Annotated in this window: 28 protein-coding genes; 10 read left to right on the plus strand and 18 right to left on the minus strand. The window is 35.3% G+C overall.

Annotation, left to right across the window (positions count from 1 at the left end; translation table 11 throughout):
* Positions 1-5: 5 nt before the first annotated feature.
* From ACK4R1_RS01480 to ACK4R1_RS01495, 4 genes are all read left to right on the plus strand, one after another.
* The gene (locus ACK4R1_RS01480; protein WP_409682636.1) at positions 6-749 is read left to right on the plus strand and encodes a tetratricopeptide repeat protein; all 744 of its coding nucleotides are present in this window, start codon (positions 6-8) and stop codon (positions 747-749) included.
* A 117-nt stretch (positions 750-866) separates the two neighbouring features.
* Positions 867-1,223, plus strand: coding sequence for a hypothetical protein (locus ACK4R1_RS01485; RefSeq protein ID WP_409682639.1), 357 nt, complete (start codon positions 867-869; stop codon positions 1,221-1,223).
* A 142-nt stretch (positions 1,224-1,365) separates the two neighbouring features.
* Positions 1,366-2,385 carry a phenylalanine--tRNA ligase subunit alpha gene (locus tag ACK4R1_RS01490; RefSeq protein WP_409682642.1) on the plus strand — a complete coding sequence of 340 codons (1,020 nt, stop codon included), beginning with the start codon at positions 1,366-1,368 and terminating at the stop codon, positions 2,383-2,385.
* A 118-nt stretch (positions 2,386-2,503) separates the two neighbouring features.
* Positions 2,504-2,911 (plus strand): hypothetical protein, encoded by a 408-nt coding sequence (locus tag ACK4R1_RS01495; RefSeq protein ID WP_409682644.1) that lies wholly within the window; start codon positions 2,504-2,506, stop codon positions 2,909-2,911.
* On the opposite strand, the gene ACK4R1_RS01500 is transcribed toward ACK4R1_RS01495, so the two are convergent.
* Positions 2,912-3,130 (minus strand): hypothetical protein, encoded by a 219-nt coding sequence (locus ACK4R1_RS01500; protein ID WP_409682647.1) that lies wholly within the window; start codon positions 3,128-3,130, stop codon positions 2,912-2,914.
* 1 nt (position 3,131) lies between these two features.
* Entirely contained in the window at positions 3,132-4,127 is a 996-nt protein-coding gene (locus tag ACK4R1_RS01505; protein ID WP_409684043.1) for an NAD(P)H-dependent glycerol-3-phosphate dehydrogenase, read from the minus strand.
* Between the two features lie 221 nt (positions 4,128-4,348).
* Between ACK4R1_RS01505 and ACK4R1_RS01510 the strand changes: the two genes are divergently transcribed.
* Together ACK4R1_RS01510 and ACK4R1_RS01515 are read left to right on the plus strand one after the other, a co-directional pair.
* Positions 4,349-4,939, plus strand: coding sequence for a hypothetical protein (locus tag ACK4R1_RS01510; RefSeq protein ID WP_409682650.1), 591 nt, complete (start codon positions 4,349-4,351; stop codon positions 4,937-4,939).
* 320 nt (positions 4,940-5,259) lie between these two features.
* On the plus strand, positions 5,260-5,829 hold the full coding sequence (locus ACK4R1_RS01515) for a hypothetical protein (RefSeq protein ID WP_409682652.1): 570 nt from the start codon (positions 5,260-5,262) through the stop codon (positions 5,827-5,829).
* Positions 5,830-5,908: 79 nt separating this feature from the next.
* On the opposite strand, the gene nadD is transcribed toward ACK4R1_RS01515, so the two are convergent.
* The 5 genes from nadD to ACK4R1_RS01540 form a co-directional block, all read right to left on the minus strand.
* On the minus strand, positions 5,909-6,490 hold the full coding sequence (gene nadD / locus ACK4R1_RS01520) for a nicotinate (nicotinamide) nucleotide adenylyltransferase (protein ID WP_409682655.1): 582 nt from the start codon (positions 6,488-6,490) through the stop codon (positions 5,909-5,911).
* Between the two features lie 55 nt (positions 6,491-6,545).
* Positions 6,546-7,115, minus strand: coding sequence for a guanylate kinase (gene gmk / locus ACK4R1_RS01525; RefSeq protein WP_409682658.1), 570 nt, complete (start codon positions 7,113-7,115; stop codon positions 6,546-6,548).
* A gap of 67 nt (positions 7,116-7,182) precedes the next feature.
* Positions 7,183-8,043, minus strand: coding sequence for a YicC/YloC family endoribonuclease (locus ACK4R1_RS01530; protein ID WP_409682660.1), 861 nt, complete (start codon positions 8,041-8,043; stop codon positions 7,183-7,185).
* An 81-nt stretch (positions 8,044-8,124) separates the two neighbouring features.
* Complete coding sequence (locus tag ACK4R1_RS01535; protein WP_409682663.1) at positions 8,125-9,015, minus strand: DMT family transporter; 891 nt, start codon at positions 9,013-9,015, stop codon at positions 8,125-8,127.
* Entirely contained in the window at positions 9,015-9,368 is a 354-nt protein-coding gene (locus ACK4R1_RS01540) for an arsenate reductase family protein (protein WP_409682666.1), read from the minus strand. The genes ACK4R1_RS01535 and ACK4R1_RS01540 overlap by 1 nt, the downstream gene beginning before the upstream one ends.
* A gap of 70 nt (positions 9,369-9,438) precedes the next feature.
* Here ACK4R1_RS01540 and ACK4R1_RS01545 point away from each other — a divergent pair, with 70 nt between their 5' ends.
* Entirely contained in the window at positions 9,439-9,876 is a 438-nt protein-coding gene (locus ACK4R1_RS01545; RefSeq protein WP_409682668.1) for an acyl-CoA thioesterase, read from the plus strand.
* Positions 9,877-9,884: 8 nt separating this feature from the next.
* Positions 9,885-10,340 carry a DinB family protein gene (locus ACK4R1_RS01550; protein WP_409682671.1) on the plus strand — a complete coding sequence of 152 codons (456 nt, stop codon included), beginning with the start codon at positions 9,885-9,887 and terminating at the stop codon, positions 10,338-10,340.
* Between the two features lie 44 nt (positions 10,341-10,384).
* On the opposite strand, the gene ACK4R1_RS01555 is transcribed toward ACK4R1_RS01550, so the two are convergent.
* The 5 genes from ACK4R1_RS01555 to ACK4R1_RS01575 all read right to left on the minus strand — a co-directional run bounded on the left by ACK4R1_RS01555 (position 10,385) and on the right by ACK4R1_RS01575 (position 14,413).
* Positions 10,385-11,176, minus strand: coding sequence for a YoaK family protein (locus ACK4R1_RS01555; RefSeq protein WP_409682674.1), 792 nt, complete (start codon positions 11,174-11,176; stop codon positions 10,385-10,387).
* 1 nt (position 11,177) lies between these two features.
* Positions 11,178-11,642 carry a hypothetical protein gene (locus ACK4R1_RS01560; protein WP_409682677.1) on the minus strand — a complete coding sequence of 155 codons (465 nt, stop codon included), beginning with the start codon at positions 11,640-11,642 and terminating at the stop codon, positions 11,178-11,180.
* Positions 11,643-11,657: 15 nt separating this feature from the next.
* A complete protein-coding gene (locus ACK4R1_RS01565) occupies positions 11,658-12,155 on the minus strand; it encodes a hypothetical protein (RefSeq protein WP_409682680.1) in 498 nt (165 codons plus the stop codon).
* Between the two features lie 154 nt (positions 12,156-12,309).
* Entirely contained in the window at positions 12,310-13,563 is a 1,254-nt protein-coding gene (locus ACK4R1_RS01570; RefSeq protein WP_409682683.1) for an ATP-binding protein, read from the minus strand.
* A 142-nt stretch (positions 13,564-13,705) separates the two neighbouring features.
* A complete protein-coding gene (locus tag ACK4R1_RS01575) occupies positions 13,706-14,413 on the minus strand; it encodes a response regulator transcription factor (protein WP_409682686.1) in 708 nt (235 codons plus the stop codon).
* A gap of 115 nt (positions 14,414-14,528) precedes the next feature.
* On the opposite strand from ACK4R1_RS01575, the gene ACK4R1_RS01580 reads away from it, so the two are divergent.
* Both ACK4R1_RS01580 and ACK4R1_RS01585 read left to right on the plus strand, forming a co-directional pair.
* On the plus strand, positions 14,529-15,671 hold the full coding sequence (locus ACK4R1_RS01580; RefSeq protein ID WP_409682689.1) for a cystathionine gamma-synthase: 1,143 nt from the start codon (positions 14,529-14,531) through the stop codon (positions 15,669-15,671).
* A gap of 202 nt (positions 15,672-15,873) precedes the next feature.
* Positions 15,874-16,113 (plus strand): hypothetical protein, encoded by a 240-nt coding sequence (locus ACK4R1_RS01585; RefSeq protein WP_409682692.1) that lies wholly within the window; start codon positions 15,874-15,876, stop codon positions 16,111-16,113.
* Positions 16,114-16,229: 116 nt separating this feature from the next.
* On the opposite strand, the gene ACK4R1_RS01590 is transcribed toward ACK4R1_RS01585, so the two are convergent.
* The 6 genes from ACK4R1_RS01590 to ACK4R1_RS01615 form a co-directional block, all read right to left on the minus strand.
* A complete protein-coding gene (locus tag ACK4R1_RS01590) occupies positions 16,230-17,123 on the minus strand; it encodes a DUF3078 domain-containing protein (RefSeq protein WP_409682694.1) in 894 nt (297 codons plus the stop codon).
* Positions 17,124-17,218: 95 nt separating this feature from the next.
* Positions 17,219-17,725, minus strand: a complete 507-nt coding sequence (locus ACK4R1_RS01595; protein ID WP_409682697.1) for a DUF2480 family protein — start codon at positions 17,723-17,725, stop codon at positions 17,219-17,221.
* A 67-nt stretch (positions 17,726-17,792) separates the two neighbouring features.
* The gene (locus ACK4R1_RS01600; RefSeq protein ID WP_187659106.1) at positions 17,793-18,116 is read right to left on the minus strand and encodes an SUF system Fe-S cluster assembly protein; all 324 of its coding nucleotides are present in this window, start codon (positions 18,114-18,116) and stop codon (positions 17,793-17,795) included.
* A 1-nt stretch (position 18,117) separates the two neighbouring features.
* Positions 18,118-18,837 carry a hypothetical protein gene (locus ACK4R1_RS01605; RefSeq protein WP_409682700.1) on the minus strand — a complete coding sequence of 240 codons (720 nt, stop codon included), beginning with the start codon at positions 18,835-18,837 and terminating at the stop codon, positions 18,118-18,120.
* A 3-nt stretch (positions 18,838-18,840) separates the two neighbouring features.
* On the minus strand, positions 18,841-19,260 hold the full coding sequence (locus tag ACK4R1_RS01610; protein ID WP_409682704.1) for a SufE family protein: 420 nt from the start codon (positions 19,258-19,260) through the stop codon (positions 18,841-18,843).
* Positions 19,257-19,697 (minus strand): hypothetical protein, encoded by a 441-nt coding sequence (locus ACK4R1_RS01615; protein WP_409682707.1) that lies wholly within the window; start codon positions 19,695-19,697, stop codon positions 19,257-19,259. Before ACK4R1_RS01615 ends, ACK4R1_RS01610 begins: the two co-directional genes overlap by 4 nt.
* Positions 19,698-19,701 lie beyond the last annotated feature (4 nt).

Below are 19,701 nucleotides of genomic sequence, written 5' to 3' on the forward strand. Positions count from 1 at the left end.
TGATAATGAAAAAAGCACTTTACCTATTTCTGTTGATTTTTCAGGTTTCATTGGCACAAACGGCTTTTGAACAAGGCAATCAATACTACCAAAAGGAAAATTACCAAGCAGCGATTTCCAGTTTTGAAAGTATTTTAAACTCAGGCAAAGAATCGGCGGAAGTGTATTTTAATTTGGGCAACGCCTATTATAAATTACACAAAGTCGCACCGGCCATTTACAACTATGAAAAGGCCTTATTGTTAAGTCCGAATGACGAAGAAATCAAAACCAACTTAGATTTTGCCCGAAAAATGACCATCGATGATATTAAAGTCATTCCGAAAGTTGGGTTTCAAAAACTAATTTCCGATTTTACTTCGAAATATTATTACGACACTTGGGCTTGGATTGCAGTAACGCTTGCCTTTTTATTTTTAGCTTTTTTTGCCGGATATTATTTTTCAGAAAGAACGGTTTTAAAGAGAATATTCTTCTTCGGAATGTTCATTTGGCTAGCCGGAATTGGCCTAACTGCAGCATCCGGATTTTATGAAAAAAACCGAACGGAAAGTGAAAAACCCGCTATAATCTTTGCGGAAACTACGCCTTTAAAAAACGAACCGAAAATCAACAGCCAAGACGCCACAGTTTTACACGAAGGCACAAAAGTATACATCTTAGAAAGCATAGCCAATTGGAAAAAAGTCGAACTCACCGACGAAACTAAGGGTTGGATTGAAGATAGCGCGATTAAGGAAATTAAATAGTTTTCAGTCGCAGTCACAGTCTACAGTTGTTGATTTGTAACTATCTTTGCGACCTCATCCGAATTTCGCATTACGATTCAAACTCGTAATTTGTAATTCGTAATTCATAATTTCAACATGTCAAGAGACGAACAATTAAAAAACCGCTGGGACAAAGTTGTACAAATTCTCTCTAATCAGTTTGCTGAAGGAGATTTGCTTGACTTAGACGCCATTATATACTTAATCGGAGTGCAAGAACTCGGGAAAGTACACCAAAGCTTTAAAAAAGACGAAAAACTCAACCTGATGCACATCGCCATCTGTCGTTTGCTCGAGCCTTATGGTTATTACGAATTCGACTATATCGACAAAGAAGGTTGGCCGCATTACAATGTTAAAGAAGAATTACCGCCATTAAAAGCCGGAGAACAATCGGTTTTGATGAAAGAAGCGATTGTGAATTATTTCCTCGAAAGAGAAGTAATTGAGTAAGAGTTTACAGTCGCAGTCGCGGTCAACAGTTTGCTTTTACTGAAAACTGAGACTGGGACTGATGACTTTCAATAAAAAAATCCCTATTTTTGCACCTTCAACGACCCGAGCCTCAAGGCGAATTGTATGAAATAAAAGAACGATGATAGACAAGATTAAAGAACATATCGAAGAAGCTAAAGCCTTCAATACCAAAAATAAAGAAGCTTTAGAAAATTTCCGCATCAAATATTTAGGCAGTAAAGGGCTTTTGAAAGAGCTTTTTACCGAGTTTAAAAATATTCCGAACGATCAGAAAAAAGACTTCGGACAAGTAATCAATACCCTGAAAACCGTTGCGGAAGAAAAAGTAAAGGCGATTCAGGAAGAATTGGAAAGTAAAGAAGAAGTCAAAGGTTTCTATGGCGATTTGACACGTCCGGCTGAGCCGATTTCCATCGGTTCGCGTCACCCAATTTCCATTGTAAAAAACCAAATCATCGATATTTTCTCTACCATCGGATTCAATGTTTCCGAAGGTCCGGAAATCGAGGACGATTGGCACAACTTCACTGCCTTGAACTTACCGGAATACCATCCGGCGCGCGATATGCAAGATACTTTTTTCATCCAAACCAATCCCGATGTATTGTTGAGAACACACACCTCATCGGTTCAGGTGCGTTATATGGAAAACAACAAGCCACCAATTCGTACCATTTCACCGGGAAGAGTTTTCAGAAACGAAGCGGTTTCCTCGCGTTCGCACTGTATTTTCCACCAAGTTGAAGGTTTGTATATTGACAAAGACGTTTCGTTTGCCGATTTGAAGCAAACCCTTTTATATTTCACCAAAGAAATGTTTGGCAAGTCGAAAATCCGTTTGCGACCAAGTTATTTCCCATTCACCGAGCCAAGTGCTGAGGTAGATATTTATTGGGGTTTAAAAACCGAAACCGATTACAGAATCACCAAAGGTACCGGTTGGTTAGAAATCATGGGTTGCGGAATGGTTGATCCGAACGTTTTGAAAAACTGTGGCATCAATCCGGAAGAATACAATGGTTTTGCTTTTGGAATGGGCATTGAGCGCATTGCCATGCTATTATACCAAATCGGAGACATCAGAATGTTCTATGAAAACGACGTTCGTTTCTTGGAGCAGTTTAAGTCGAGTATTTAACTAAACCCAAGCCCTGATAGTAGTGGAAATCCTTTTTAGGATTGCCCTATTGCGTAGCGAAAGGGCAATCCTAAAAAGATTGCAACGGATAGCGGGATTAGCTCCTAAAAATTAAGAATTGAAAAAAGACATCACCATACCAACAGTAGAAAACGTATTCCTAGCCGCCGTTCAAGAATGGAGCGATGAGTTTATGGAAAAGGTTTGGAACGTTTATCTCGTAAACGATTCTGACTACGATTTAGACAGCGTAATGGTCGTTTCTAAAGCTTTTGGCACCATTGATGGAGAAATGAAAAAAACGGCGCTCTTACGCCATGCCTTTCTGCAAATACCATCGGTTTCCGTGGTGAAAATAGAAATGATTGAAAACAACGTGTTGCGTTTGAACAATGAGTTTATGGTGACTTACTTTATCGAAAATACTTTATACGACAAGAAATTCATCTTCAAAGCGCAATCCATCACTCCGGATTATGTGGAAGAAGTGCCGATATTGTTTGTAGATGGTGTTATTGCGAGGTAATTATTGGTTACGCTCTCTTTTTACTTTGGCCTTCCAATTGAAATAACCTAAAACAAAAATTCCGATTACCAAATAAACTACCGCTCTGAAATAGAAATTATAGGAATTGATTTGTTCAGTGAACGGTTTTTCTTTGATTTCAAATAAAGTCATAAAGACAATCATAAATACACCCCAAAGTCCGCCGGATTTTAATTGGTATTTCCATCTTTCGCTCATCTTAATCTAATTTATCCGTTAGTTTTTTGAATACTTTTTTGGCTTCTTTGCCTTCATAAAGAACTTCATACACCGCATCAATAATTGGCGTTTTGGCTTTGTATTCTTGGTTTAGTTTGTATGCGCTTTTGACAGCGTAATAACCTTCTGCCACCATACTCATTTCCATTTGAGCCGCTTGAACCGTGTAACCTTTTCCGATCATATTTCCGAACATTCGGTTTCTCGAAAAAACAGAATAACCCGTTACTAATAAATCGCCCAAGTAAGCCGAGTTGTTGATGTTTCGCTTCATCTTATGTACTTTGCGGATAAACTTTTTCATCTCGCGAATAGCATTACTCATAATCACCGATTGGAAATTATCGCCATAGCCTAAACCATGGGCAATTCCGGCAGCAATGGCGTAAATGTTTTTCAACATGGCAGCATATTCTGTTCCGATAATGTCATCCGAAATTTTGGTTTTGATGAAATGACAACTCAAATTATTGGCTACTACTTTGGCTTTTTTAGCATCGGCACAAGCAATTGTCAAATAAGAAAGTCTTTCTAAAGCCACTTCTTCTGCATGACATGGACCAGTTATTACCCCAATATTCTCATAAGGAATATCAAAGTGTTTATGGAAATGTTCTCCGACGATTAAGAATGTTTCCGGAACAATTCCCTTGATGGCTGAAAAAATTACTTTCCCTTTCAAATCAATCGTTAATTTCTCCAATTCTTTACTCAAAAAAGCTGACGGAATAGCAAAAATTAAATAATCAGCATAAGCTATTGCTTCATTAATGTCGTTAGTCAGTCTTAATTTTTTGATATCAAACTCTACTGAGCTTAAATAATTTGGATTGTGTCGCTCGGTTTTCAAATGGTCTATAGCCGATTGGCTTCTCATGTACCAGGCAATTTCGTCAAGATTTACACAAAGCATTTTTGCAATAGCCGTAGCCCAACTGCCGCCACCAATTACTGCAAATTTTGGAGAATCATTCATGAATAGTAACTTTTTTATTCTGTTCAAAAATACTCAATTTTAAATGATAATACTGGAACTTTTTAAATTAGAAATCATGATAAATTATTAATTGGTCATATTAAGAGAATATTAAAAATTAATATTATTCTTATTAATAAGATTTTTTTATGCATTTTGTCGTTTTTTTTATTCACTTTAAAGACTTTGTTCTAAATTAGTTCTCCCAAATCTTTTAAAATATGAAAACAAAATTACTTTATCTTTTTGTTGGTGTTATGGCACTAACATTTGCCGGATGTGAGAATGAAAATGTTTCTGAAGAGAAACAATCAACTCTAACGAAAACATCCCTCAACAACCCAACGGCAAATACTCTTGCCTTAACTCCTTGTACCGTATCCAATTTAATGGCCGGACAAAATTATGATTCAGGAGACTTAAATGTGTATTTTGATTTAGACAATGTTTATGTCGAATATACTACAACCGAAAATTGGTATATTAGGAAAACACATTTGTATGTTGGTAATTGTCGATTAATCCCAAAAAATAATGCCGGAAATCCAATTCCAGGACAATTTCCATTGAGTAATACATTGGCAGGCGGAACTCAAACCATCACCTACACCATCCCTAAAACCAATTTACCTTCTTGCTTTTGCATCGCTGCGCATGCAGAGGTATATCGCGTTCAAAACGGAACAGTAGTACAAACTGAAACAGCTTGGGCATCTGGAGAAAGGTTTACGCAAAAAAGTTGGGCTACTTTCTTTAGTGTTTGTCAAGACGACTGTTTTGACATAGAAGACTATTACTTTGGCAAACGATAAAACGTTTCATTATACGATAAAAAAGCCGTCTCTTAAACCAGACGGCTTTTTTATTGGTTGGTTATTTTCAATATATTTCTTAATTCAAGTTCATTGAATTAACATTAGCAAAAAAATTATTAAAGGATAAACTGATGCTCTTTAAGTCAAATCAACAGACCTAATCTTACAATAAAAAACACTTCAAAACAATAAAAATATAATTTTTTTCTTATTTTATTTCTTAAAATGTGTATTTCAACGATTATTTTGTACACTTTGTGGATTAATTTTATAGTTTAGCAGTCCCAAAAATTTACTAATTAAAGAATCTACAAATTATGAAAACAAAATTATTTTATTTGTGTCTGGGTGTAATCACCTTATCAATGGTTTCTTGTGAAACTGAAAACAATTCTGAGACTAATGTTAATAATGTTGCTGCCAAACAAACTGTTGTGGTAACCACTACAAATGTTAATCTACCCGATTTTTCACCTTGTGTGACAACAGATCTTTTAGCAGGAAGACGCTTTGATGCTGGAGAATTAAGAGTGTATTTTGATGCAGAAAAGGTCTATGTTGAGTATGAAACAAACGAAAACTGGTACATTAGAAAAACCCACCTTTACATTGGTGACCAGGAATTGACACCCGTGAATAGAAGAGGTGAACCGGTTCCGGTTAATTTTCCAATGGGCGGAACACATCCCGAAGGAGAGCAAAACATAGTCTATTCCATTTCTAAAGATGTTTTACCAAAATGTTTTTCTATCTCAGCAAACGCAGAGGTATATCTTGTTCAAGACGGAGAAATCGTTCTTGTTGAGACCGCTTGGGCAAGAGGTGAACGATTTACCCAAAGCAGTTGGGGAATGTTTTTTGACGTATGTCAATCAAACTGTTGGTAATAAAAACACTTTTACAAACTCGTTTATTGCAATCAATCATATAAACCTCCCGAATGGGAGGTTTTTTTTATGTAAAGTCTTATCTCTTATAAAAATTATTGTGATCAACATATTCCCATACGTCGTGTGGTAATAATGGTCGAACATTTTTTTTATTTTTTATATTTTCTCGAATAAATGTTGAGGAAATCTCTACTATCGGAGCATCAATTTTATGAACTCGGTGGTGATTTTTGAGTTCCACATTTTCGGGTTCTTCAGAAATTCTAGGGTAAATATAAATATCATGGTTTTGCAAAATATACTCATAGTTTTTCCATTTGTGAAAAGACTTTAAATTGTCTTCCCCCATAATTAAAGAAAACTCATGTTGTGGGTATTTCTCCATCAAATGTGCCAGTGTATTGACCGTATAATTCGGTTGAGGCAATTTAAATTCGATGTCAGAAGGTTTAATTTTAGGGTAATCTTCAGTAGCCAATCTAACCAGATGCAAACGATGGTAATCATCTAATAAAGTATTCTTCTGTTTCAAAGGATTATGCGGCGTAACCACCATCCAAATTTGCTCCAAATCACTATGTTCTGCCAAATGATTCGCAATAATCAAATGCCCAACGTGAATAGGGTTAAAGGTGCCGAAATATAAACCGATTTTCATAATACTAGGTAACAGGCAATAGTAAACTAATTACTTTTGACTAGTGCTTTTTAGCTCATTTTACAAACTCTTTCACTAATTCATACGCTTCTGCTTTGGCCACATCCAAATCATAATTCTTGATGATGGTGTCAAACTGTGGCGCAGTTGCCAATTCTACGTGGGCTTTGGCGATGCGCATATTGATTTTCTCATCGCTTTCGGTCGAACGTTCTTTTAAACGACGCTTTAGTTCATCAACGCTTGGTGGCTTTACAAAAACGGCTAAGGTTTCTTGTGGGAATTTATGTTTAATACGTAATCCGCCGGCAACATCAATATCAAAAATCACGTTTTTGCCTTTGGCCCAAATGCGTTCTACTTCGCTTTTTAAAGTGCCGTAAAAGTTATCGCGATACACTTCTTCCCATTCGATAAAATCTTCTGCTTTGATGTGCTTTTTAAATTCTTGAATTGAAATAAAATAATAATCTTTCCCATGTACTTCTTCGCCACGAGGTTCACGTGTTGCAGCCGAAATGGAGAATTCTAAATTCAATTCAGGTTGCGCTAATAAATGTCTGACTATAGTGGTTTTCCCTGAACCGGATGGTGCCGAGAATACTAATAATTTTCCTTTGTTCATTTCTTTCTAGTGATTAGTGAATAGTGATTAGTAATTAGCTATTCACTAATCACTAATTACCAATTACTTATAATACATTAAGCACTTGTTCCTTAATTTTTTCCAACTCATCTTTCATCATCACGACCAATTTCTGCATTTCAGAGTGGTTTGATTTGGAACCCATAGTGTTGATTTCTCTTCCCATTTCCTGAGTGATAAAGCCTAATTTTCTACCGTTGGCTTCGGTTCCGGCGAGGGTTTCTATGAAATAGTTTAAGTGGTTTTCCAAACGCACTTTTTCTTCGGTGATGTCATATTTTTCGAGATAAAAAATCAATTCTTGTTCGAAACGATTTTCATCAACATTCTCTTTTAATTCATCTAAAGCTGTTCTCAATCTGGTTTTAACCGTTTCAACTCTTTCTGCATCATACGCCACTGCATTGTTCATTAATGTCATGATATTGGCAATTCGATGTAGAAATTCCTTTTCCAAAGAAACGCCTTCGTCTTTTCTGAATTGCATTATGTTTTCCAAAGCTTCATCAATCACTGTTTGGATTTTCTTCCATTCATTTTCGTCAATTTCATCGCGCTCAGTTTTTAGCGCATCCGGCATTCTTACTGCCATTTTCATCAATTCGGTTTCATCGGCATTGGGAATCACCGCTTTCATTTGGGCAATATAACCTTTAACAATCGGCACGTTAAGTTTAGACGAAGTTTCTTCGCCTGTTACTTCAACATACAGTGAAAAATCAATTTTGCCGCGTTCTAATCTTTGCGAAAGTTGGTTGCGCAAACCCAATTCCATTTCTCTGAAAACAGATGGCATTCGCGTATTTAAATCCAAACCTTTGCTATTGAGCGATTTGATTTCTACTGTAATTTTTTTGGTTGGTAATTGCAAACTTGCTTTCCCAAAACCAGTCATCGATTGTATCATTCGTGTGTATTTCTAATAGCTACAAATATAATTAAAAGTTTACAGTCGCAGTCGCAGTTTGCAGTTTTCTACTGTGACTGATTACTGAGGCTGAGACTTTTTCTGTAGTACTAAATAAACGCCAACAAAAATCAAAATCGCCGAAAGTACTTTTACCCAAGTCAATTGGTCTTTGCCTAAACTCATCGCAAAAATGGTGGCGAAAAGTGGTTGCAGGTAAATGAAAACAGCTACCGTTGTCGGTTTCAATTCGCGCATGGAAACTAAATTGAATAAATAAGTGAAAAATGTTGTGAAAACGACCACAAAAACTATTTCCCACATGATCATCGCTGGAATCGTTTGCCATTGAATTTCCTGATATTCGCTCCATCCAAACGGAATAACCATCAATAAACCGAAAGTATAAATCCATTTTACGAAAGTAAAGGCGTTGTATTTGTCCATTAATTTTTTAACAACAATCAGGTAAAAACCATAGGAAACAGCATTGATAAAAACGAGAAAATTACCTAAAGAAGCATTTGTTGCATTGCCCATTGATTTGCCGTAAAGAATCAAAAAAGCAGTTCCGAAAAGCCCTAGCAGAATCCCTAAATTTTTTTTGATTTCCATACGCTCTTTCATGATGATAGCCGATAAAATCAAAACGATAATCGGTGTTGTTACCATAATTACCGAAGCGGAAATTGGTGATGTATAATTCAATCCTTTGAAGAAAGTCAGCATGTTTAAAGCCACGCCAAAAAAAGCGGCTGCTATAATTCGGGGGAAATCATTCCATTGAATTTTTTCTTTTGGTCCCCAAAAAGAAACCGCCCAAAACAAAATTGTTGCTCCAAAAACCCGAAGCAAAATAAAACCGAATGGTTTGATGTAAGTTGGCATCACGTCTTTGGCAATCGTAAACGAAACGCCATAAATGAGCGAAACCATAGTCGCAGCTAATAATGCCCAAGTTCTTTTTGACATTAACTCAAAACTTTAATAACTTCGATGATGTTTTTTTGGCTGTTGCCGATATAAATCTTGTCGTCAATAATAAAAACCGGTCGACTCAAAAACGTATAATGTTGGAGTAAATATTGCTTGTAATCGGCTTCGGTCAAGGTTTTATTTTTCAAATCCATTGACTTGTAAAGCTGAGCTTTCTTGCTAAACAAGGCTTCGTAACTTCCGGAGAGTTGATACATTTCTTCCAATTCCTGTTCGGTTATCGGGTTTTGACGAATGTCGTGAAACTGCAATCTATGAGCATTTGGGAGTGATTTTATGATTTTGCGACAAGTATCACAAGAAGCTAAATAGTATATTTTATCGGTCATAAGATTTCTTTTTGCAAAGGAAATTCATTTGAAATTTATAATCTGTATTTTTGACATAAATTTAAAGAAATTGGAAACATATACTAAAGAAATATCTATTCGATGGTCTGATTTAGACCCGAATTTTCATGTCAGACATAGTGCTTATTATGATTTTGGCGCGCAACACAGAATAGAAATTCTGGAGCAAATGGGATTGTCCATGAAAGTAATGCAAGAGCAACATTTTGGTCCGGTTTTGTTTCGCGAAGAATGTGTTTTTCGCAGAGAAATAAGATTACACAGCAAAGTTTTCATCAGCACCAAAGTCGGGAAAATAAAAGCTGATGCTTCGCGTTGGACAATTGTTCATGAATTGATAAACGAAAACGACGAACTTTACGCAACTATCTCGGTTGATGGTGCTTGGATTGACACTAAACTCAGAAAAATTGCCAATCCAACGCCAAAAATTGCGGCAGAAGTGATGAATGCTATGCCCAAAACAACTGATTTTACAACATTATAAAAATAAAAATGGAAGCTACATTCAAAATTTGGGAAACCAGCCGAAAAATTTATGCCAAACTGATTGACAGTTATACTTTGGAACAGTTGAACAAAATTCCGGAAGGTTTTAGTAATAATTTGGTTTGGAATTTAGGTCATGTTATTGTTTCACAACAAGGTTTGGTTTATCGTAATTCGGGATTACCGATGCATGTTTCACCTGAAATGATGGAAACCTATAAAAATGGTTCCAAACCAACAGGAAAAACAACTCAAGCCGAAGTAGATGAATTAAAAGTGCTTCTTTTCTCCTTGATAGAAAAAACGAAAGAAGATTATGCCGCCGGAAAGTTTGTAACTTACAATGAATATACTACCGGAACCGGATTCCATTTGGCTACGACCAAAGACGCGATGGAATTCAACAATTACCACGAAGGCATTCATTTAGGTTTTATGATGAATATTCGAAAGTTTATATAAATAAAAATCCCAAACATGATTGCTTGGGATTTTTTATTTTCACTTTAAGAAGCTACTGATTCTTCATTTCCTTTTTCCATTCTGATGACATTATCAAAATTGAGTCGTATCAATTTTCTTTGGTGCCAATAGAGTTTCAATTTTAGTTTTGACAAGTCATAAATGATAATGATAACCAAAACCAGACTTACCAAATAGAACATTTTGAAATTCAAATAAACATAAGTAAACCCTGCGGTAATCGCTCCAATCAAATAAGAAGCGGTGATGTAAAGCAACAATTTGGCTCTTCCTTTTAAGGCTTCATTATTTCGGTATTCTTTTTTGGTAAACATCGAAAAGAGAATGCCCAAATCGGTTGTTGTTCCGGTTAAATGTGTTGTTTTGACTGTGAAATTTGAAATACTTGCGGTTAAACCATTTTGCAAACCCATGGCAAAAAGCATTAGTGCCAACAATATTTCTGTTTCGGCCAAAGTTTCTTTATAAAAGTATTCGCCATAAAACCCAACAATCATCAGGCAAATGATTTCCAAAATAAGCGGAATCGAATGTGCTATGTAGCTGTTCTTTTGATTGATGTGAATGACAAACAAATTGGAGACAAAACTTCCGAAAAAGAACAAAAATATCCAGGAAAAAACCACTGCAATTTGGTATAAGTTTCCTTTTACGATTTCGGCGGCTAAAATGGCATAATGTCCTGTTACATTTGAAGAAAATGAGAAGAACAGCAATAGCGAGCCAATATTAACCATTCCGGCTGAAAATGCGGATAGTGTTCCTAGTTTTATATTGTCTGAAAGTGATCGGCTATTACTATATTTTCTGAGCATATTAATTTATTTTTTCAAAAGTTAAACGGGCAATTCCTCGTGTATGCGCGCTAGTATCAAAGTTTAAAATGAGTTTGTCATTTTGAAGTTCGGTTAAACTGTAATGTTCAATGTTATTATCGTCGTACTTTAACTCCAAAATATTGCCTCTTCCTTTGATGTTCCATGTGATTTCTTTGGTGTAATTCTCTCCTTTTAAAATGAGTTTCCCATCGGGACAGAAAATCCATTTTTCGGCTTTGTGAATCACCAAATTTTGACCGGCTATATCTTTTATAGAACTCGAATCATTAATATAATTCGATTTAGAAGAAATAGCAATGTTATCTGCTTTTTCGTATTCCCATGTCAGTTCTTTCCATTCGCCTTCAATAATCATCTCCGGGCTTTTGGCCATACTGATGAGTGTTACAAAAAGAAAAATGCCGAGACCAAAAAAGCTTAGGTATCTTATCCATATTTTCATAGTGTTTTTTTTAAATTATCCCATAGAAACCTGATTCATAAAAACCTCTGTAATTTTTCCTTTTTCCGGAATAATCGTATTGAAACCCGAGTCAATTTTGGTCACTTGAACCGAGCATTTATCAATAAAACGCGACAAATCAAAACTGTTTTTGTTGCTTAAAACCGATTTGTTTTCTGAAGTGAAAATTTGTGCTACTTTATTTCCTTCTAAATAATTTTCAAACGCAGACAAATTGTATCCGGTGAATAAATCTATTCGCAACGAACTTATTTGAGAATCAAACTTGTTTTTGATGACTTCACAAGCTTCTTCAAATTCTGGATTGGTAAGTGACTCAATCTGTTTGGTTTTTGAATAAAATAACAAATCTCTGATTGAATCGCTCAAACTAATACCGTGAACCAGTATGATATCAAAAGTTTGTTTTCCTTGGTTATTAACCAAAATCGACTTTAAAACATTTAGTGAGTTTACGGTGAAATCTGTCGGAATTAAAATTGTTTTTCTCATAGCTTATAAATCTTTATTGTTTACAGATACAAAGCTATAGCTGAGAAATTAGAGCACTCTTAATTTGAGATTAGAATGTTATTAAAATTGGGCTATCGAGATTAAAATGAGATTAGAAAACCTTAATAATTAGTTAATTTATTGAAAAACTGCATTATACGACTTCCGGTTTCCATGTTGGAATGGTGATTTGAACCGTCGTTCCTTGTTCTTGAACTGAGTTTACAAAAATTTTCCCGTGGTGCATTCTGATGATGTTTCGGGTTAAGGGCAAACCAATGCCGTAGCCTTCATAATTTTTGGTATTAGAAGCTCTGAAAAACGGATCATAGATGTATTGTATTTCATCTTCAGGAATTCCTATTCCGGTGTCATTGATAACAATATAAACAAAATCGTCTGAAGCACCGATTGAAACCGTCACCGTATTGAAATCAGAATATTTACATCCGTTACTAATGATATTACTGAAAGCCAAATGAAGCAATTGCACATTGCCGTTTACCTTGAGTTTCATAGGGTTTTCGGGCAATAAGTCCATGTCAAGATAAATTTTGTTTTTGCTGTTCATGCTTTCCAGATTTTCTTTCACATCCCATAAAAGCTGGTCGATTCTGACTTTGTCAAATTTTTGTACTTTACCGTTAAAACCGGTTTGTGCTAAAAACAACAGCGCTTTGGTCTTGTTGTCTAATTTTTCGGCTTCTTGTAAAATGATTTTTAGTGATTCTACATAATCATCGACTTGTCTTGGTTTAGATAAAACGACATCGGTTTCACCAATAATAGCGGTCAATGGTGTTCTCAACTCATGCGAAGCGTTGCTGATAAAATTGTTTTGAGTTTCAAATGACGTTTCGATTCTGTCTAACATATTGTTAAAGGTCATGGTCAATTGGTTCAGTTCGTCATTAGTATTGTTTTCGTTAAGTCGCAAATGTAAATTCTCAGAACTGATTTCTTTAACCCTTTCGGTGATAGCGGAAATAGGCTTGAAAATATTTTTAGAAAAATAAAAAGCAATGTACAATAGCAACAAAGAAGCGATTCCCATAGCAAACAAAAGTGTATTGATAAGGTTTTCAGCCTGATTGATTTCGAAATAATTTTCTGCGGCCGTTATGACAATAAAATCACCCGATTTCGATTTATAACGAATGCCTTTGTATAAATATTGCTTGGTGACAAATTCTGCACTTCCTTTTTGAACTACGTCGGAAAAAAAACTTTCTTTTATGCCTACTTTCTTGGCTTCGGCACTGATGTCTAATTTATCATTAATTGGAATAAAAAAATCTTTTTCATGAGGTAGTTTTTCCGCTGATTCATTGTTCAATAATAAATTCTTACCCAAAGATACAGCATCAATGTTTTCACGAGCAACTTTATTAGCTCTGGCTTCTAACAATTTAAAGAGATAGTTTTCGGAGTAACTCGAAACTGAGTAATATATGAACAAACTAAAAAGAAATATAACAACCAAAAATGGAATTAAAAATAGCAAGGCCGTTCTTGAGCTTCTCTTCATTTGCATAATATTGGCTTTTTAATTATTGTTCACTTTCTCTCAATACATAACCCATACCGATAATGGTGTGAATAATTTTCTCATCGGGTTTTGTGTCTACTTTTTTGCGTAAATAATTGACATAAACATCCACAACATTGGTTCCTAAATCATAATCAATTCCCCAAACCGCGTCAAGTATATCTTGTCGGGACAATACTTTTTTCTTGTTTTTGATAAAAAATAACAACAATTTGTATTCGGTAGAAGTTAAAGAGATTTCCTCGTTGGCTCGAATTACTGTTTTTGTATAATCGTTTACGGTTAAATCGCCAAAAATATAAGTATGTTTATCATTTACAGCGGTTTCAGAACTCGATGATTTTCCTTTAGAACGTCTGATAAGTGTTTTAATTCGAGCCACTAATTCGATAAACTTGAATGGTTTTACCAAATAATCATCAGCGCCGTTCTCTAATCCTAAAACAATATTTTCAGATGTTCCTAATGCAGTCAAAAAAAGTATGGGTACAAATTGATTTTCAATTCTAATGGCCTTACAAACTTCTAAACCGTTCATTTCGGGCAACATGATGTCTAAAATAATTAAGTCAAAGGTGTTATCCAACGCCAATTGCAAGCCGGTCTTTCCGTCAAAAGCAACACTAACTTCAAATCCTTCTTCTGAGAGTCCTTTTTTAATAAATGAAACTACATGAGCTTCGTCTTCAACCAAAAGTATTTTTTTCATGAATAGCGTAAAAGATGTTTTTTGGAAAGTTGTATAGAATTTTAACATCAATGATTCTCGCAAATTAAAAAAAATCATCCGAAGTTAATACCTTTGTAACCTAATTTTAACTCAAATGAAATTCAACACCAAAGTCATTCATGGGAATCAACACCATGAAGAAGTTACCGGAGCAGTGATGCCACCGGTTTTTCAAACCTCAACTTATGCCCAAACTTCACCCGGAAAACCTGTGGGTGATTATGAATATTCACGTGCTGCAAATCCAACCCGTCAAGCCTTAGAAGATGCTTTAGCCAGTATTGAAAATGGCGCTCGTGGTTTGGCTTTTGCTTCAGGATTAGCGGCAACCGATTGTTTATTAAGAATGTTCAAAGCCGGTGACGAAATCATCGCCATGGACGATTTATATGGTGGCACTTATCGTTTATTTACAAGATTATACAACAATAGTGGTATCAAATTCCATTTTGTGGATATGAATGATATCGCTAAATTTCAATCATTGATTAATGAAAATACAAAGTTGGTTTGGGTAGAAACGCCAACCAATCCGTTGATGAAATTGGCTGACATCGCTGAAATTGCCAAAATCACCAAAAAACACAACATCCTTTTTGCGGTAGACAATACGTTTGCGACACCTTATCTGCAAAAACCATTGGATTTAGGGGCGGATATCGTAATGCATTCGGCTACGAAATATTTAGGCGGACATAGTGATGTGATTGCGGGTGCTTTGATTATCAAAGACAAAGATTTAGGCGATGAGTTACACTTTAAACAATTCGCTACCGGCGGAACACTTGGCCCAATGGACAGCTTCTTGGTTTTACGCGGCATCAAAACTTTGCATTTGCGTGTACAAAGACATTGTGAAAATGGTGAAAAAGTGGCCGCATTTTTAGCCAATCATCCTGAAGTAGCAACAGTATATTATCCGGGATTGCCTGATCATCCATTTCATGAGATTGCCAAAAAGCAAATGAGTGGTTTTGGCGGTATGGTTTCTTTCACCTTTAAATCAGGCAAAAAAGAAGACGCCATTTCTTTCTTAGAAAAACTAAAAGTATTCACTTTGGCAGAATCACTTGGAGGAGTTGAATCTTTGGCAAATCATCCGGCGTTAATGACACATGCTTCCATTCCGGAAGACAAACGAAAAGAAATTGGTATTACTGACGACTTGGTACGTTTAAGTACAGGCGTTGAAGACATTGATGATTTGCTTGCTGATTTAGAACAAGCGTTTAGATAGATTAAACTTCATCAACAATAGAAAGCCGGAGGAGAAAACCTCTGGTTTTTTTTTAAAATTCACCTGAATCGATAAAAATAAATTATAAGATAAATTATAATTTTTTTATGATTTCATGCATTTCATCGATTATTATTGTTGTTTTAGCGATTGTTTGAATTTATTTATATAGGTTTATGCTTCACAATTAAAATCTAGTCCCATGAAAACTATTAACCTAAAAACTGCCTTTAAACTATTTCTTTTCGCGCTCATATTATGTAGCACTAAGAGTTTTTCATTCACAAAACTACCAACTGCCGCAAGTTCTAGTGGTCATGAATCAAGAACTTGTTTTGTAAGCAAAGCGACAAAGATATCAAAAACAACTATCAAGGATAATTCTACTGCACCAAGAGGCTATGCTATGCAATCTAAGGCTAAGAAATTCTTCAAGAAATAATCAAATCTCAGCTGAAATTCTTAGTATTGCTATTGACAAATAGTTGATGCTGTCCGAAGATTATTAAAACAAAAAAGTCCCGATAACTCGGGACTTTTATTATTGTTAATTTGACATTAGAAGCCATAATTCACTCCAATTCCAATCACTTGACGGGTTTGAAATCCTCTATAAGCGTTATCATCATAAATTGTTTGAAAGGCAAAATTAGTAGTCAGATATTTGTTGACTTTCATGACAATATTCAAAGTGTAATCAATATCTACATTGTAAACTTCTTCCAAATAATTGGTATATAAATTCAATATGTTTTCGGCTGAAACATTTTCCATGATATTAAACTTGTAATAACCATTTATCGCGGCTCCAAACTCATAGCGAGAAGATTCTCCTTGACGTACACCAAATGCAGGCCCAAGCTCTGTAAAATGCTGGTGAACAGTAATTATTTTGGAGGTTGCCGGTGCTACGTTTATTTTAAAGTTGTCACTTTTTTTCCAAAGCATACCAGGTCCAAACTGCGTAAATGTTGGTGATAAGAAGTGAGATGTTTTAATTGTGTTATCGGCCGGATCAAAACCAGAATCGAACTGGGTTTTAAAATTGAAAAAGAAAGAATAATACCATTCGCCCGAAGCTTTTTTACCTAAAAGAGAATTCACTTCAAATCGATCATCGGTTTTTCGCAAATCCTGACCATTAATTTTGGTCAAACCATAATTGGCGTTGAGTTTGTTATCCCATGTCCAAGTATCACTTTTGTAATTGAGATCGTATTTCACTGCCGCATTTCCGGAGATACTGCTTTGCCCGCCTGCCAACCAGTTGTTAAAACTCGCCTGATTTACTAATAGTGTTGCCATCCCTTTTTTTTCCCAACCATTTGGTTTTTCTTCCTGGATTTTGGCAACAGTTTCTTCGGTTTTTTTCAAAAGTTCTTTTTCACTGACTTGTGAATACCCTTTGTTTACTGATAAAAGAAATAGTATTGCCAATAAAACTCTTTTCATTTTTGCCTTTTTTAAATTCGGTGCAAAGGTAAGAATACATTCGATTTAAACAAATCTTTAATAAACGCTAAATATCTGATTATTAGAGGTAAAAGCTATTTGGCTTTTTTAAACAAAGGAACCGCAGAGCATGCTTCACCATACATTATACTTTTGGCAATCGGTTGGAGTTTTTGAACTGCCATGATGTAAGCACTTTCCGGAACGGGTTTTTTTGAGCAGCCTTTAATTATAACGGGTTTATCTTGATAAGGAGTGTAATCAAGCGTTGGTAAAATATCTTGGTACAAAGCTGTTTCTAAATCATTCAGATTTCCACTAACTACTTTTTGAGCAAAAGGCGTGACATAAGTAGCCACTAAAATATTCGCCCAAGCCGGAACTATTGCATCTGTTGCGCAATGAATCGCTACAAAATGATTCTGGTATTGTGTCCAATCGTGGTTTTTTAAGGCTTCGCGAAAGTCTTTTTCTTTCAATAAAAAACCTTCCAATAACCATTGAGAAATATCGATTTGTGTCCGAATGCCGTTTGGATAATAGTCTTCCAAATCGAACACTTCGAGCACGGAGTTGGTTACTCTGTTGATGATTTCGTCCATATTTTAGTTTACAGTCGCAGTCGCAGTCACAGTAACTGAAAAATGTGACTGAGACTGAAGACTAGTTTTAAAGCATTCCCAGTTCTAACTTGGCTTCTTCACTCATCAAATCTTTGCTCCATGGCGGATCAAAAGTGATTTCTACTTCACAATTTTTAACGGTATCGATTTTTTTGATTTTTTCTTCTACTTCACGTGGTAATGTTTCGGCTACCGGACAATTTGGTGAAGTTAGCGTCATCAAGACTTTTACTTCGTTGTCCTCGTTAATCATCACGTCATAGATTAAGCCTAATTCATAGATATCGACAGGAATTTCAGGATCGTAAATGCCTTTTAAGGTTTTCACCACATTTTCGCCTAAATTGATATCGTCTTTAAATTCTTCCATGTTATTTATAATAAACTGATTTTAAAATAATTGTTCTACTTATGGTTTCAATCTTTTCAACGCCAAATCTACTGTTCTCGAATACTATCGGACTAATAAAAACAGATAGGTCTTTATTGAAAAAAATAATGTTTTTATAAAGTACTTCTCTTGCAAAATCATAATAAAAACCAATGGACTCGTCTGATGTGAACTCAACGCTTTTGGTTATTTTATCGAACGGAAAATCATAATTAACTCTGGGATATTTTCTCTTTTCGATTCTTTTTACAAAATCGAACTCTTGTCTGTATTCAAAATTCGTAAAACGTTCTTTGAAGTGCTTTTTAAAAATTATTTCAGTTTCTTCAGAGCCTCTAACAACATTAAAAACAGTTTTCTTGCTGACTACAAAATGAATAGCATTTATAGTTTCGTTTGTGTGATAAATAATACTTTTCAGCTTTTGTCTGTTATTAGTACCAAATCCTTTAAATGTTGAAAAGCCACAAACAATTGTCGAGTCTAGAGGATGCTTTCTTAAACTGTATTTAAAATTTGGAAAGTCAATTTGAAGCAATAAAGTGTCTGCAAATATGCCTTCATCATTGATTATATAATTAGATTTCATTTCGTAAACAAAATGAATTTCAGTTGCTTTCTCAGGCATTTTGTTGAATTCCCCTTGAGAAAAACAACTCCAAAAGCCAATCAAAAACAATATGTTTACAAAATACTTCATCCATTAATTTTTAGCTTCAAACGCCAAAGCATACATTTTTAGTTTCTTAATCATCGAAACCAAACCGTTGGCGCGTGTTGGTGACAAGTGTTCTTTTAAACCAATTTCATCAATAAAATCCGTATTGGCATCTAAAATGTCAGACGCTTTTTGATTGGAAAAAGCTCGAATTAAAATAGCAATAATGCCTTTGGTCAAAATCGCATCACTGTCGGCTGTAAAAACTACTTTATCGCCTTGCTGTTCGGCATGAACCCACACTTTGGATTGACAACCGGTGATAATATTTTCTTCCGTTTTATATTGTTCTTCGATTAAAGGCAATCCTTTTCCAAGGTCGATGATATATTCGTAGCGCTGCATCCAATCGTCAAACATCGAAAACTCGTCTACGATTTCGTCTTGTATTTCTTTTATGCTCATTCTTCTTTTTCTTTGGCCAAAGCCACTATTTTATTGACTAATTTTTCTATTTCCTTTGGAGGAAAACCGTGATCAAAATCAGTAGTTTCATAATCTTGCTGTTGGTAGCGTATTTTTAAATTGGCAATTGCTGCGCCATCGTAAAATCGCTTTTGTGTTGGGTCTTTCAATTTTGGCACTTCCTCTAAATTAATCTTACCGAAAGCGGTTACCAAATCTTTCCAATCGGCATCTGAAATAGTGATTTCTTCCTTCAATGCTTTTTCGCTTCGGTCTCTTGAAATGGTTGCTTTTTGATTGATGATGACAATCTTTTGGTAAAACCCACGGGTATTTGCAGTGTATTGAATCACGGTATTAGTCAAATCATTCTGCGCTTCATTGGTACAACTTTTTCCGAGGAAAATGGTTAGTAAAATCATGGTTATTGCTTTCATCTTT

The organism is Flavobacterium sp. (genome assembly GCF_046293665.1).
Lineage (GTDB): Bacteria > Bacteroidota > Bacteroidia > Flavobacteriales > Flavobacteriaceae > Flavobacterium.

Bases quoted from the DNA above. Each gene is read 5' to 3' on its own strand.
- ACK4R1_RS01530 (WP_409682660.1), bottom strand. From the start codon at position 8,043: ATGATACAATCGATGACTGGTTTTGGGAAAGCAAGTTTGCAATTACCA.
- ACK4R1_RS01600 (WP_187659106.1), bottom strand. From the start codon at position 18,116: ATGGAAGAATTTAAAGACGATATCAATTTAGGCGAAAATGTGGTGAAA.
- ACK4R1_RS01510 (WP_409682650.1), top strand. From the start codon at position 4,349: ATGAAAACAAAATTACTTTATCTTTTTGTTGGTGTTATGGCACTAACA.
- ACK4R1_RS01595 (WP_409682697.1), bottom strand. From the start codon at position 17,725: ATGGACGAAATCATCAACAGAGTAACCAACTCCGTGCTCGAAGTGTTC.
- ACK4R1_RS01500 (WP_409682647.1), bottom strand. From the start codon at position 3,130: ATGAGCGAAAGATGGAAATACCAATTAAAATCCGGCGGACTTTGGGGT.
- ACK4R1_RS01560 (WP_409682677.1), bottom strand. From the start codon at position 11,642: ATGAAAATATGGATAAGATACCTAAGCTTTTTTGGTCTCGGCATTTTT.
- ACK4R1_RS01505 (WP_409684043.1), bottom strand. From the start codon at position 4,127: ATGAATGATTCTCCAAAATTTGCAGTAATTGGTGGCGGCAGTTGGGCT.
- ACK4R1_RS01575 (WP_409682686.1), bottom strand. From the start codon at position 14,413: ATGAAAAAAATACTTTTGGTTGAAGACGAAGCTCATGTAGTTTCATTT.
- ACK4R1_RS01515 (WP_409682652.1), top strand. From the start codon at position 5,260: ATGAAAACAAAATTATTTTATTTGTGTCTGGGTGTAATCACCTTATCA.
- ACK4R1_RS01555 (WP_409682674.1), bottom strand. From the start codon at position 11,176: ATGCTCAGAAAATATAGTAATAGCCGATCACTTTCAGACAATATAAAA.
- ACK4R1_RS01610 (WP_409682704.1), bottom strand. From the start codon at position 19,260: ATGAGCATAAAAGAAATACAAGACGAAATCGTAGACGAGTTTTCGATG.
- ACK4R1_RS01565 (WP_409682680.1), bottom strand. From the start codon at position 12,155: ATGAGAAAAACAATTTTAATTCCGACAGATTTCACCGTAAACTCACTA.
- ACK4R1_RS01540 (WP_409682666.1), bottom strand. From the start codon at position 9,368: ATGACCGATAAAATATACTATTTAGCTTCTTGTGATACTTGTCGCAAA.
- ACK4R1_RS01550 (WP_409682671.1), top strand. From the start codon at position 9,885: ATGGAAGCTACATTCAAAATTTGGGAAACCAGCCGAAAAATTTATGCC.
- ACK4R1_RS01605 (WP_409682700.1), bottom strand. From the start codon at position 18,837: ATGAAGTATTTTGTAAACATATTGTTTTTGATTGGCTTTTGGAGTTGT.
- gmk (WP_409682658.1), bottom strand. From the start codon at position 7,115: ATGAACAAAGGAAAATTATTAGTATTCTCGGCACCATCCGGTTCAGGG.
- ACK4R1_RS01590 (WP_409682694.1), bottom strand. From the start codon at position 17,123: ATGAAAAGAGTTTTATTGGCAATACTATTTCTTTTATCAGTAAACAAA.
- ACK4R1_RS01480 (WP_409682636.1), top strand. From the start codon at position 6: ATGAAAAAAGCACTTTACCTATTTCTGTTGATTTTTCAGGTTTCATTG.
- nadD (WP_409682655.1), bottom strand. From the start codon at position 6,490: ATGAAAATCGGTTTATATTTCGGCACCTTTAACCCTATTCACGTTGGG.
- ACK4R1_RS01585 (WP_409682692.1), top strand. From the start codon at position 15,874: ATGAAAACTATTAACCTAAAAACTGCCTTTAAACTATTTCTTTTCGCG.
- ACK4R1_RS01535 (WP_409682663.1), bottom strand. From the start codon at position 9,015: ATGTCAAAAAGAACTTGGGCATTATTAGCTGCGACTATGGTTTCGCTC.
- ACK4R1_RS01615 (WP_409682707.1), bottom strand. From the start codon at position 19,697: ATGAAAGCAATAACCATGATTTTACTAACCATTTTCCTCGGAAAAAGT.
- ACK4R1_RS01580 (WP_409682689.1), top strand. From the start codon at position 14,529: ATGAAATTCAACACCAAAGTCATTCATGGGAATCAACACCATGAAGAA.
- ACK4R1_RS01490 (WP_409682642.1), top strand. From the start codon at position 1,366: ATGATAGACAAGATTAAAGAACATATCGAAGAAGCTAAAGCCTTCAAT.
- ACK4R1_RS01485 (WP_409682639.1), top strand. From the start codon at position 867: ATGTCAAGAGACGAACAATTAAAAAACCGCTGGGACAAAGTTGTACAA.